The sequence below is a fragment of the Streptomyces sp. NBC_00076 genome (genome assembly GCF_045041235.1).
Taxonomy (GTDB): Bacteria; Actinomycetota; Actinomycetes; order Streptomycetales; family Streptomycetaceae; genus Streptomyces.
Genome location: NZ_CP108242.1, coordinates 4,427,246 through 4,440,437, shown reverse-complemented (window position 1 = coordinate 4,440,437; position 13,192 = coordinate 4,427,246). Strand labels below are relative to the sequence as shown.

Genomic DNA, 13,192 nt, shown 5'->3' with positions numbered 1-13,192 from the left:
TTCGTCGTCCGGTGCTCCGTGGTGCGCCGGTACGGAGCTTTGCGGGTCGGTGGTCAGTCGATGAGTCGGGTGCGCCGGTAGCGGACGCCCGGGCGGCCGTTGAGGGTGACGGACCCGGTCTCGGTGAAGCCGTTGCGCTCCAGGACGGTGCGCGACGCCGGGTTGTCGAGGGTGGCCATCGCGGTGAGGGAGACGAGGCCGTACGTCGTCCCGGCCAGCCGGCACAGGTCCCGGACCGCCGCCGTCGCGACACCACGCCCCGCCGTCAACTCGCCTATGTGGTAGCCGAGTTCGGCGGATCCGGCCGCCACGTCCACCAGGTTGACCCGGCCGACCAGCTCGCCCTCCTCGTTCACCAGGACGTGGAAGTGGCAGAGCCCGGCGTCCTGTTCGGCGAGGCGGTCCTCGAGGCGGGCGGCGAACTCCTCGAAGTACGCGTCCCCGCGGTCCGGGATGGACCGTGCGAAGTAGGCGCGGTTGGCCCGCTCGAAGGCGAGCAGCGCGTCCGCGTGATCGGCCCGCAGGCGCTCCAGGTTCGGCATGGGGTCAGCGTAGGCACGGCGCGGGTGGGTGTCGTGGGTTTCCGAAGCGGGCTCCCGGGTCAGGGCCGGCATGCGGCCACGGAAGGACGGGGGCGCTCGGTCGTAACTCTGAGGTAAGGGTCCCGTAGGACTACGGGACCCCGTGGTCATGGGACCGCGGGGTGACGTCAGGCACGTGTCCCGCGGCCTACCGTCCTGGGTATGACCAGATCACGCCGCTTAGCCACGGCCGCGACGGCCGTGCTCGCGCTCACCCTGACCCTGCCGATCGCCGGTGCCGCCTCCGCGACCACCGCGAACTCACCGGCCTCCGCCACCACGTCCGTCTCGGCGTCCGTCTCCGCGTCCGCCCAACTCCCGCGCCCCACCGGCCCGTACCCCGTCGGTCGCGGCACGCTCCACCTCGTGGACACCGACCGCCCCGACCCCTGGGTGCCCGCCGCCGGCGCGCGGCAGTTGATGGTGTCGATGTACTACCCGGCCCAGCCCGGTACAAGTGGCCCGACAGCGCCGTACATGACCACCGACGAGGCCCGCTTCCTGCTGCGGCTGAGGGCTCCGGACGCCGCCGTCCCGCCCGAGGTGATCAGCGGTGTCCGCACCTGGTCGCACACCGACGCGCGGCCCCGGGGCGGCCGGTTCCCGCTCCTGGTGCTCTCTCCCGGGTTCACGTTCCCGCGGGCCACGCTCACCGGTCTGGCCGAGGACCTGGCGAGCCGGGGGTACGTCGTCGCGCTGGTCGACCATCCGTACGAGAACGCGGGGACGACCCTGCCCGACGGCACGACCCTGCCCTGCGCCATCTGCGACGAGCAGACCGAGGTCGACCTCGGGACCGTCGCCGAGAGCCGGGCCGTGGACGTCTCCTTCGTGCTCGACCGGCTGACCGGCCGTCATCCTGCCTGGCGGTACGCCCGCATGATCGACCCGCGGCGGATCGGCATGGCCGGACACTCCATCGGGGGCGCCTCCGCCGTCGCGACCATGGCCGCCGACTCGCGCGTGCGGGCCGGCGCGAACATGGACGGCGGCATGTTCGCGCCCGTTCCCGACACCGGCCTCGACGGCCGTCCCTTCCTGATGTTCGGGGCGAAGGACAGGACCGGCGACAAGACCTGGCACGAGGGCTGGGACCGCCTGGACGGCTGGAAGCGCTGGCTGACGGTGGCCGGAGCCGACCACGGCTCCTTCACCGACGTCCCCCTGCTCGCCGAGCTGGCCGGCATCCCCGACACCGCGTCGCTTCCCTTCGAGCGAGGGGAGGCCCTCACGCGCGCGTACCTCGCCGCCTTCTTCGACCAGCATCTCAAGGGCATCGCCCAGCCGGTGCTGGACGGACCGTCACCGGACAGCCCCGAGGTCTCCGTACGGCTGCCCTGAGGGCGTCACTCACTGAGCGTCCGTCCGGGGGTGTCCGTCCTGGAGGGTCAGCCCTTGAGCGTCAGTCCTTGAGCACCGGGAACCTGCGCGGCGCCAGGAACAGCAGCACCAGGAACGCCGTCGCCGCCGCGCAGGACGCGCCCAGGTAGACGGCGTGCACCGCGTCCGCGATGGCCCGGCGGGTGGCCTCGGGCGCGGTGTCCGCGTCCAGGGCGCGCGTCACCGAGTCCAGGTCCCCCGCGCCGCCGAGCCGCGCCGCGAGCACGCCGTTGGCGACCGCGCCGAACAGCGCCGCGCCGACCGTCTGGCCGGTCTGCCGGCAGAACAGGACGGACGCCGTCGTCGTGCCGCGTTCCGCCCAGCCGACCGTCGACTGGACGCCCACCAGCAGCGGAAGCTGGAAGAGGCCGAGCGCGCCGCCGAGCAGCAGCATCAGCAGGGCCGGCTGCCAGGCCTCGCCGGGATACGGCAGGAAGGGGAACGCGAACAGGATCAGCGTCGCCGTGCCGATGCCCAGCATCGCCGTGTTGCGGAAGCCGATACGCCGGTACACGTGCTGGCTGAGGGCGGCCGAGACGGGCCAGCTCAGCGTCCACACGGACAGCACGAACCCGGCGGCCACCGGCGCCAGTCCCAGCACCGACTGCGCGTACGTCGGCAGGAACACGGCCGGCGCCACCATCAGCAGGCCCAGCGCGCCGAGGGCGAGGTTGACCGCGGCGATCGTCCGGCGGCGCCACACCCACCCGGGGATGATCGGCTCGGCGGCCCGGCGTTCGATGACGACGACCAGCCCGGCCAGCGCCAGTCCCGCCCCGAACAGGGTGAGCGAGGGCCACGACAGCCACGGCCACGCCACCCCGCCCTGCACCAGGGCGGTCAGCAGCACCCCGCCGCACGCGAACACCGCCAGCGCGCCCGCCCAGTCGACCCGCGCGCGGGCCCGCGCCTCCCGCTCCGGCTCGTGCAGGTACCGGACGACCAGCCACAGCGCGACCGCCCCGATCGGCAGGTTCACCAGGAAGATCCAGCGCCAGTCCGCGTACGCCGCCAGTACCCCGCCCACGCCGGGCCCCGCGACCGCCGACACCGCCCACACCGTGGACAGCTTGGACTGGATCTTCGGGCGTTCCTTCAGGGGGTACAGGTCGGCGGCGAGCGTCTGCACCGTGCCCTGGAGCGCACCGCCGCCCAGCCCCTGCACGATCCGGAACGCGATCAGCGCGCCCATGTTCCAGGCCAGCGCGCACAGCAGGGAGCCCAGTAGGAAGAGGACCGCGCCCGCGACCAGCACCGGTTTGCGGCCGAAGGTGTCGGAGAGCTTGCCGTACACCGGCAGGGTCACCGTCACGGCGAGCAGATAGCCGGAGAACAGCCAGGAGAACACCGAGAAGCCGCCGAGGTCGCCGACGATCTGCGGTACGGCCGTGGAGACGATGGTGGAGTCGAGGGCGGCCAGCGCCATCGCCAGCATCAGGGCGGCGACGACCGCACCACGCCGGTCGGGTACGGTGCCCCGCCCGGCTTCGCGTATCGCCGGTCTCGTATCGCCCACGCGGATTCCTTCCCCCTGCATCTATCTGCCGTGGGACAGCTTCCCATCCCGCCCGTGCATCGAGGGAGGGCTTGACCCTCACGCCACGGCAGGGTGGAGCCTGAGTGAGCCGGAGGGTGGAGCCGACCCTGAGAACAGCTCCACCCCGCGGTGGAGGGCCCCTAGGGGTACCTCCGTACTACGGCTCGGGGAGGGTTCGTACCGCCGGAGGATGAGCCGGCACGGTGCGGTCCTTAATCTGGCTTTATGCCGCTGGGGGGCGGTTCGCCACACCGGTGGGGGTGGGGTTTTCCTCAGTAGAAGACTGCGCTGAGCACCAGCGCGCCGGACCCCCTCCGGGGACCAGACTCTTCGACGTCAAGCACTTCTTCCCACGCTCCACGCACCGACTTGACTGAGATTGACCGACATAGGAGACATACCGTGACATCGGCTGTAACCATTCCCAGGCACGGGGGCACTGGAGGGCGTACGGCCGTTGCCGCGCGGGCGCGGCAGGTCGTGAAGGCCTACGGCTCCGGAGAGACCCGTGTCGTCGCGCTCGACCACGTCGACGTGGACATCGCCAGCGGCCAGTTCACCGCCATCATGGGCCCCTCGGGGTCCGGCAAGTCCACCCTGATGCACTGCCTCGCCGGTCTCGACACCGTCACGTCCGGACAGATCTACCTGGACGACACCGAGATCACCGGCCTGAAGGACAAGAAGCTCACCCAACTGCGCCGGGACCGGATCGGGTTCATCTTCCAGGCGTTCAACCTGCTGCCCACGCTGAACGCCCTGGAGAACATCACGCTGCCCATGGACATCGCGGGCCGCAAGCCGGACCGGGCCTGGCTGGGGCGGGTCGTCGACACCGTCGGACTCTCCGACCGGCTCAAGCACCGGCCCACGCAGCTCTCCGGCGGCCAGCAGCAGCGGGTGGCCGTGGCCCGGGCCCTGGCCGCCCAGCCCGAGATCATCTTCGGGGACGAGCCCACCGGAAACCTCGACTCGCGCGCCGGCGCCGAGGTCCTGGGCTTCCTGCGCCGCTCCGTCGACGAACTCGGCCAGACCATCGTCATGGTCACGCACGACCCGGTGGCCGCCTCCTACGCGGACCGGGTGCTGTACCTCGCCGACGGCCGGATCGTCGACGAGATGTACAAGCCGACCGCGGACGCCGTCCTGGACCGCATGAAGGACTTCGACGCCCGGGGGCGTACGTCATGACCGTCCTGAAGACCTCGATGCGCAACTTCTTCGCGCACAAGGGACGCATGGCCCTGTCGGCGGTGGCGGTCCTGCTGTCGGTCGCCTTCGTCTGCGGCACGCTCGTGTTCACGGACACGATGAACACGACGTTCGACAAGCTCTTCGCGACGACCGCGTCCGACGTCACGGTCTCCCCCAAGGCGGCCAAGAGCGACGACACCCCGCAGAACGGCAAGCCCGAGTCCCTGCCGGCCTCCCTGCTGGCGCGGGTGGAGAAGGCGGACGGCGTCAAGTCGGCCGAGGGCGCGGTCAGTTCGATGAACGTGACCGTCGTCGACCGCGACAACGACAACATGGGGTCCACCAGCGGCGCCCCGACGATCGCGGGCAACTGGACCAAGAGCGACGCGCGGGCGATGGAGATCACCTCCGGACACGCCCCGCGGGGCCCGACCGAGGTGATGGTCGACGCCGACACCGCCGACAAGCACGACCTCACGATGGGCGACGAACTGCGCACCATCGCGCAGACCGGTGACTTCAAGGCGAAGATCGTCGGCATCGCCACCTTCAAGGTGACCAACCCCGGTGCCGCCGTCGTCTACTTCGACACGGCCACCGCCCAGCGCGAACTCCTCGGCGCCACCGGCCGGTTCACCCAGATCTACGTGAACGCCGCGTCCGGCGTCGCCGACGCACAGCTCAAGCAGCACGTCACCCAGGCCCTGGACGGCACGTACAAGATCCAGACGGCCAAGGAGAACGCCGACGAGAACCGCCAGGGCATCGACTCGTTCATGAACGTCATCAAGTACGCCATGCTCGGCTTCGCCGGGATCGCGTTCCTGGTCGGCATCTTCCTGATCATCAACACCTTCTCCATGCTGGTTGCCCAGCGCACCCGGGAGATCGGCCTGATGCGGGCGATCGGCTCCTCCCGCAAGCAGGTCAACCGCTCGGTCCTGGTCGAGGCGCTGCTGCTCGGTGTCGTCGGCTCCATCCTGGGCGTGGGCGCCGGAGTCGGCATCGCCATCGGCCTGATGAAGCTGATGTCCGCGGCCGGCATGAACCTCTCCACCGACGACCTGACCGTGAAGGCGACCACCCCGGTCGCCGGTGTGATCCTGGGCGTCGTCGTCACCGTCCTCGCCGCCTATCTGCCGGCCCGCCGCGCCGGCAAGGTCTCCCCGATGGCCGCGCTGCGCGACGCCGGCACGCCGGCCGACGGCAGGGCCGGTCTGGTACGCGGCATCATCGGGCTGGTGCTGACGGCCGCCGGTGCCGCGGCCCTGTTCATGGCGGCGGGCGCCGACAAGGCGAGCGACGGCGCGCTGATGCTGGGCGGCGGTGTGGTGCTGTCCCTGATCGGGTTCGTCGTCATCGGCCCGCTGCTGGCCGGCGGTGTCGTCCGGGCGATCAGCGCGGTGCTGCTGCGGGCCTTCGGCCCGGTCGGCCGGCTGGCCGAGCGCAACGCCCTGCGCAACCCGCGCCGCACCGGCGCCACCGGCGCGGCCCTGATGATCGGCCTGGCCCTGGTGGCCTGCCTGTCGGTCGTCGGCTCCTCCATGGTCGCCTCGGCCACCAGCGAACTCGACAAGTCGGTCGGCGCGGACTTCATCGTCCAGGGCAACCAGCGGATCGTCCCGCAGGCCGAGAAGGCCATGCAGGACACCCCGGGCCTCGCCCACGTCACCCGCTACAAGGAACTCAACGCCACCCTGACCTCGCCCGACGGCAAGACCGACGACTCCGGAGTGACGGCCGCCGACCCGACGTACGCGCAGGACCTGCGCCGCCCGACCACGGCCGGCAGCCTCTCCGCCGCCTACGGGAAGAACGCCATGTCGGTCGGTTCCGACTACGCCGCCAAGCACGGCGTCCACGTCGGCGACAGCATCTCCGTCGCCTTCAAGGGCGGCGAGACGGCGAAGCTCAAGGTCGCGGCCATCACGGACGACGACACCGCCATCGACCAGGGCGCGCGCTACATCAGCATCGACACGATGCGGACGTACGTCCCGGCAGCCCAGATCCCGCCCAACACGATCATGTTCGCCAAGGCCGAGACCGGTCAGGCGGAGCAGGCGTACACGGCGCTGAAGAAGTCCATGCACGACTACCCGCAGTACCAGGTCCGCGACCAGACCGACTACAAGCAGGAACTGAAGGATCAGATCGGCCAGCTCCTGAACATGGTCTACGGCCTGCTCGCCCTGGCGATCATCGTGGCGATCCTGGGTGTGGTGAACACCCTGGCGCTGTCGGTGGTCGAGCGGACGAGGGAGATCGGCCTGATGCGCGCCATCGGCCTCTCCCGCCGCCAACTGCGCCGCATGATCCGCATGGAGTCGGTGGTGATCGCCCTCTTCGGCGCCCTGCTGGGCCTCGGCCTGGGCATGGGCTGGGGCGCGACCGCGCAGAAGCTGCTCGCCCTGGAGGGTCTGAACGTCCTTGAGATCCCCTGGCCGACGATCATCGGCGTCTTCATCGGATCCGCCTTCGTGGGCCTGTTCGCCGCCCTGGTCCCGGCGTTCCGGGCGGGCCGGATGAACGTACTGAACGCGATCGCGACCGAATAGCCACCGCGGACGGGGGAGCGGGGGAACGGGGAACGTCGGGCCCGGTGTGGGAGGTTGCTGCCTCCGGCACCGGGCTCGACGACACGTTCACGGTCGGGTGTTCGCATGTGGGCGTCCGCGGTGGGATGTTCGCGGTCCGGCGGTCACGGCCCGGGGGGCCCGCCTGGGGTCTCCCGCTTCATCAGGACGTAGCCGTGGGTGACGTCCTCGACGGTGTAGGTGGCGTGGGGGTGCAGCTGCCGGGCGTATGCCTCGGTGTCGGACAGCCACTTCCTGTTGTTGTCCACGGCGATGAAGTCGGGGGCGATCCCGCGGGTGTTGCCGAGCCAGAACACCCGGCACCGCGAGGTGAGCCGGCTGATCGGACCGATGTTCGCCTCCACGCTCGCCCCGTCCGGGATCCGCGCCAGCATCCGCTCGACGGCCTTCACCCTGGCCGGCTTGCCGTAGGTGTCCGGCTCGGTCAGCGCGGACAACGGCAGGCTGGTGGTCAGCGCCAGCGAGGCCGCGACGACGGCGGTGGGCAGGTGCAGGGCGTACGACCGAAGCCGGGGACGCGGGCTGTGCCGTACGACGGTCAGGGCGTCGGCGAGTGCGAGGGTGGCGACCGGCATGAGGACGGCGCTGTAGTGCCAGTCCGTGCCCCAGTAGCTCGAGCCGGAGGAGAGGAACCGCCAGCCGAGCGTCGGCAGGGCGACCAGGACGAGCGGGGACCGCAGGGCGAGCAGTCCGCTGGTGGGGACCAGCAGCCAGGCGAGCGTACGGAGTTTCGTGTCCCAGCCGTCGAAGGGGCCGCCGCCCGAGCCGCCGACCTTGTCCCAGTAGCCGTACGACCCCGTGGTGTTGAAGGCCGGTATGACCAGGGTGAGCGTGACGACGGTGGCGGCCACCCCGAGGACGGCGACCGCGAGCGCGTACCACGCGGTCCGCGAGGAGGTACGCCGGGCGCGTATCGCGACCACCACGGCGATCGCGGCCAGCGTCATCCCCAGGTCCTCCTTCACCAGGACGAGCGGAAGCGCCCAGCACAGGGCGCGCCGCCACCGTCCGGCGAGCACGGACTCCAGGGAGTAGGCGATCAGCGGGACCGCGAAGCAGATCTCGTGGAAGTCGAAGTCGACCGCCCGCTGAAGGCCCCAGGACAGCCCGTACGCCACCCCGAGCGCGAGCCCTCGCCGCCGCCCCAACAGCGCCTCGGCCGCCCGCGTGACCGGCACCGCGGACACCGCGAACAGGGCGGCCTGCGCCACGAGGAGGGTCACGGGGGAGGGGAAGACCCGGTAGACCGGGGCGAGCAGCGCCGTCACCGGGCTGAAGTGGTCCCCCAGGATGTCGAACCCCGGCCCCTTGAGATCCGCCACCGGCGTCCGCAGGTGCGCGTACGCCCGTATCGCCTGCTCGAAGATCCCGAGGTCCCAGGATCGGCTGGCCATGTGCCGGTACCGGCCGAGGGACAGCGCCGCGTAGGCGAGGAAGAGCGCCCCGGCCAACAGCCATGGATCCCACCGGGCGGGAGGAACGAGCCGGTCACGCGGGGGGTGCGTGACCGGCGCCGGTATGAGGGGGTTCGTGGGCGTCGACGGGAGGGCGGGAGCCGGCATGGTGGGCCTCATGAATCGGGGCGGGCGGATCCGTTGGCGGGCGACGTGCAGGAACGGACAGGAACGTGCAGGAACGGGCGGGAACGGTAGGGAAGGGGGGACGGCCGCAGGTTACTGGGCGTAAGTGAAGACGGGGCGAGCGGAGTGTGGGGGCGGGGGCGGGAGCCCCGGCCCGGCGGAGGTCGTCCACCTGGCGGAGGCTGTCCGTCCGGCTGAGGTCGTCCACCTGGCGGAGGTTGTCCGCCCGGCTGAGGTTGTCCACAGGCCCCGACGCCCGTGACGGCGTCGTCGTAGGCTGGAGACCCCCCGGCCCCTAACCCGCGTCGGGCGATTCGCGTTGCCCACCCCCGGACGAAAGCCGCCCCCGAATGAGCCTGCACGGTCTGCTCGACGCCGTCGTCAAGGACACCGCCCTCGCGGAAGCGATCACCGCGGCCGCAGACGGCAACCGCATGCACGTCGACCTGGTCGGCCCTCCCGCGGCCCGCCCCTTCGCGATCGCCGCCCTGGCCCGCGAGTCCGGCCGCCCGGTCCTCGCGGTGACGGCGACGGGCCGTGAGGCGGAGGACCTGGCCGCGGCCCTGCGCTCGCTGCTCCCCCCGGAGGGCGTCGTGGACTACCCGTCCTGGGAGACCCTCCCGCACGAGCGGCTCAGCCCCCGCAGCGACACCGTGGGCCGTCGCCTCGCCGTCCTGCGCCGCCTCGCCCACCCGCGCCCCGACGACCCCGAGACCGGCCCCGTCTCCGTCGTCGTGGCGCCCGTACGCTCCGTGCTCCAGCCGCAGGTCAAGGGCCTCGGTGACCTGGAACCGGTCGCTCTGAGGACCGGTCGGACCGCTGACCTCGGCCAGGTCGTCGACGCCCTCGCCGCCGCCGCGTACGCGCGAGTGGAGCTCGTCGAGAAGCGCGGCGAGTTCGCCGTCCGCGGTGGCATCCTCGATGTGTTCCCGCCCACCGAGGAACACCCCCTGCGGATCGAGTTCTGGGGCGACGAGGTGGAGGAGATCCGCTACTTCAAGGTCGCCGACCAGCGCTCCCTGGAGGTCGCCGAACACGGTCTGTGGGCCCCGCCCTGCCGCGAACTCCTGCTGACCGAGGATGTCCGCACGCGCGCGCGTGACCTCGCCGAACAGCACCCGGAGCTCGGCGAACTGCTCGGCAGGATCGCCGAGGGGATCGCGGTCGAGGGCATGGAGTCCCTGGCGCCCGTCCTGGTGGACGACATGGAGCTCCTCCTGGACGTCCTGCCCAAGGGCTCCATGGCCGTCGTGTGCGATCCGGAACGCGTCCGCACGCGTGCCTCGGACCTTGTGGCCACGAGCCAGGAGTTCCTGCAGGCGTCCTGGGCGGCGACCGCGGGCGGCGGCGAGGCCCCGATCGATGTCGGCGCGGCCTCCCTGTGGTCCATCGCGGACGTCCGGGAGCGGGCGCGCGAGCTGGACATGATGTGGTGGTCGGTGTCGCCGTTCGCGGCGGACGAGACGTTCACATCCTCCGCTGACGCGGCGGGGGACGCGGACACCCTGAAGCTGGGCATGCACGCCCCGGAGAGCTACCGCGGCGACACCGCCAAGGCGCTCGCCGACACCAAGGGTTGGCTGGCCGACGGCTGGCGCGCGGTCTACGTGACCGAGGCGCACGGCCCGGCGGCCCGCACCGTCGAGGTGCTCGGCGGCGAGGGCATCGCGGCCCGCCTGGACGCGGAACTCGGTCAGATCGCGCCGTCCGTCGTGCACGTGGCGTGCGGCTCGATCGACTACGGCTTCGTGGACCCGGCGCTGAAGCTGGCCGTCCTGACCGAGACCGACCTGTCCGGCCAGAAGGCGGCCGGCAAGGACGGCGCCCGGATGCCCGCCCGCCGCCGCAAGACCATCGACCCGCTCACCCTGGAGGCGGGCGACTACATCGTCCACGAGAACCACGGCGTGGGCCGCTACATCGAGATGGTGCAGCGGACCGTGCAGGGCGCGACCCGCGAATACCTGGTCGTGGAGTACGCCCCCGCCAAGCGCGGTCAGCCCGGCGACCGCCTCTACATCCCGACCGACCAGCTGGAACAGATCACCAAGTACGTCGGCGGCGAGGCCCCCACCCTGCACCGGCTGGGCGGCGCCGACTGGACGAAGACCAAGGCCCGCGCGAAGAAGGCCGTCAAGGAGATCGCGGCCGACCTGATCAGGCTGTACAGCGCGCGGATGGCCGCCCCCGGGCACGCCTTCGCCGCGGACACCCCCTGGCAGCGCGAGCTGGAGGACGCCTTCCCGTACGCGGAGACCCCCGACCAGCTCACCACCATCGCCGAGGTCAAGGAGGACATGGAGAAGACGGTCCCGATGGACCGCCTGATCTGCGGCGACGTCGGCTACGGCAAGACGGAGATCGCGGTCCGGGCCGCCTTCAAGGCCGTCCAGGACGGCAAGCAGGTCGCCGTGCTGGTCCCGACGACCCTGCTGGTGCAGCAGCACTTCGGGACGTTCTCCGAGCGCTACTCGCAGTTCCCCGTGAAGGTGCGCGCCCTCTCCCGCTTCCAGACCGACGCGGAGGCGAAGGCCGTCCTCGAGGGGCTCCGGGACAGCTCGGTGGACATCGTCATCGGCACCCACCGACTGTTCTCGTCGGAGACCAAGTTCAAGGACCTGGGCCTCGTCATCGTCGACGAGGAGCAGCGCTTCGGCGTCGAGCACAAGGAGCAGCTGAAGAAGCTCCGCGCGAACGTGGACGTGCTCACCATGTCCGCGACCCCGATCCCGAGGACCCTGGAGATGGCGGTCACCGGCATCCGCGAGATGTCCACCATCACCACCCCGCCGGAGGAGCGGCACCCGGTGCTGACCTTCGTCGGACCGTACGAGGAGCGGCAGATCGGCGCGGCCATCCGCCGCGAGCTGCTGCGCGAGGGCCAGGTCTTCTACATCCACAACCGGGTGGAGTCGATCGACCGCGCGGCCGCCCGCCTGCGCGAGATCGTCCCCGAGGCCCGCATCGCGACCGCCCACGGCCAGATGTCGGAAACGGCCCTGGAACAGGTCGTGGTCGATTTCTGGGAGAAGAAGTTCGACGTGCTGGTGTCGACCACGATCGTCGAGTCCGGGATCGACATCTCCAACGCGAACACCCTGATCGTGGAGCGCGGCGACAACTTCGGCCTCTCACAGCTGCACCAGCTGCGCGGCCGCGTCGGCCGAGGCCGCGAGCGGGGGTACGCGTACTTCCTCTACCCGCCGGAGAAGCCGCTGACGGAGACCGCCCACGAGCGCCTGGCGACCATCGCCCAGCACACGGAGATGGGCGCGGGCATGTACGTGGCGATGAAGGACCTGGAGATCCGAGGCGCGGGCAATCTGCTGGGCGGCGAACAGTCCGGCCACATCGCGGGCGTCGGTTTCGACCTGTACGTCCGCATGGTCGGCGAGGCGGTCGCGGACTACCGCGCCTCCCTGGAGGGCGGTGTGGAGGAGGAGCCGCCGCTGGAGGTCAAGATCGAGCTCCCGGTCGACGCGCACGTCCCGCACGACTACGCCCCCGGCGAGCGGTTGCGCCTCCAGGCGTACCGGTCGATCGCCTCGGTCAACTCCGAGGAGGACGTCAAGGCCGTCCGCGAGGAACTCGTCGACCGCTACGGCAAGCTGCCCGAACCGGTGGAGAACCTGCTTCTGGTGGCGGGCCTGCGGATGCTCGCCCGCGCGTGCGGCGTCGGCGAGATCGTCCTCCAGGGCACCAACATCCGCTTCGCTCCGGTCGAGTTGCGCGAGTCCCAGGAACTGAGGCTCAAGCGGCTGTACCCCGGCACCGTCATCAAGGCGACAGCGCACCAGGTGCTCGTCCCCCGCCCGAAGACCGCGAAGGTCGGCGGCAAGCCGCTGGTCGGGCGGGAACTGCTCGGGTGGGTGGGGGAGTTCCTGACGTCGATCCTGGGGTCGTAGGCCTTCCTGGCAAGGCGATCAGGCCACCGGGCGTACCCGCGCGCCGGTGGCCTGGCGCAGTGCCGCCGCCAGCCTGTCGCGTACGGCGGCCTGGGCGGCGATGCGCTCCTCCATCACGGCGAGGCGCTCGGCGGCGACCCGCAGGCCCTTGTCGGAGGGCGGCCCGGCGGTGACGTCACGGTCCAGGCAGGACAGGAACACCCGTACGTCGTCGAGGGTGAGGCCGACATCCAGGAGGCGGCGGATGTTGCGGACGCGGACGGTCGTGGCGGGCTCGTAGAGCCGATAGCCGTTTGCGGCACGCTCGGAGGTGATGAGCCCCGCCTGCTCGTAGTGGCGCAGGGCCCGCGGTGTCGTGCCGGTCTCCTCGGCGAGCTCGCCGATCCGCATACGGGGCTGTGGACGGGGCTGCGACATG

8 protein-coding genes are annotated in these 13,192 nt (G+C 71.3%); 4 read left to right on the top strand and 4 right to left on the bottom strand.

Annotated features, from left to right (window positions below):
* Nucleotides 1–53: 53 nt before the first annotated feature.
* On the bottom strand, nucleotides 54–542 hold the full coding sequence (locus tag OHA64_RS20010) for a GNAT family N-acetyltransferase (protein WP_405614877.1): 489 nt from the start codon (nucleotides 540–542) through the stop codon (nucleotides 54–56).
* 201 nt (nucleotides 543–743) lie between these two features.
* Here OHA64_RS20010 and OHA64_RS20005 point away from each other — a divergent pair, with 201 nt between their 5' ends.
* Entirely contained in the window at nucleotides 744–1,922 is a 1,179-nt protein-coding gene (locus OHA64_RS20005) for an alpha/beta hydrolase family protein (RefSeq protein WP_405614875.1), read from the top strand.
* A gap of 61 nt (nucleotides 1,923–1,983) precedes the next feature.
* Here the strand turns inward: OHA64_RS20005 and OHA64_RS20000 are convergent, their stop codons facing one another.
* On the bottom strand, nucleotides 1,984–3,477 hold the full coding sequence (locus OHA64_RS20000) for an MFS transporter (protein WP_405614873.1): 1,494 nt from the start codon (nucleotides 3,475–3,477) through the stop codon (nucleotides 1,984–1,986).
* Between the two features lie 423 nt (nucleotides 3,478–3,900).
* Here OHA64_RS20000 and OHA64_RS19995 point away from each other — a divergent pair, with 423 nt between their 5' ends.
* Together OHA64_RS19995 and OHA64_RS19990 are read left to right on the top strand one after the other, a co-directional pair.
* Nucleotides 3,901–4,689, top strand: coding sequence for an ABC transporter ATP-binding protein (locus OHA64_RS19995; RefSeq protein ID WP_405614871.1), 789 nt, complete (start codon nucleotides 3,901–3,903; stop codon nucleotides 4,687–4,689).
* Complete coding sequence (locus OHA64_RS19990) at nucleotides 4,686–7,250, top strand: ABC transporter permease (protein WP_405614869.1); 2,565 nt, start codon at nucleotides 4,686–4,688, stop codon at nucleotides 7,248–7,250. Before OHA64_RS19995 ends, OHA64_RS19990 begins: the two co-directional genes overlap by 4 nt.
* Nucleotides 7,251–7,393: 143 nt before the next feature.
* Here the strand turns inward: OHA64_RS19990 and OHA64_RS19985 are convergent, their stop codons facing one another.
* Entirely contained in the window at nucleotides 7,394–8,851 is a 1,458-nt protein-coding gene (locus OHA64_RS19985; protein WP_405614867.1) for a DUF2079 domain-containing protein, read from the bottom strand.
* A gap of 368 nt (nucleotides 8,852–9,219) precedes the next feature.
* Here OHA64_RS19985 and mfd point away from each other — a divergent pair, with 368 nt between their 5' ends.
* Nucleotides 9,220–12,774 carry a transcription-repair coupling factor gene (gene mfd, locus OHA64_RS19980; RefSeq protein ID WP_405614865.1) on the top strand — a complete coding sequence of 1,185 codons (3,555 nt, stop codon included), beginning with the start codon at nucleotides 9,220–9,222 and terminating at the stop codon, nucleotides 12,772–12,774.
* 18 nt (nucleotides 12,775–12,792) lie between these two features.
* On the opposite strand, the gene OHA64_RS19975 is transcribed toward mfd, so the two are convergent.
* Complete coding sequence (locus OHA64_RS19975; RefSeq protein ID WP_405624031.1) at nucleotides 12,793–13,164, bottom strand: MerR family transcriptional regulator; 372 nt, start codon at nucleotides 13,162–13,164, stop codon at nucleotides 12,793–12,795.
* Between the last annotated feature and the right edge of the window lie 28 nt (nucleotides 13,165–13,192).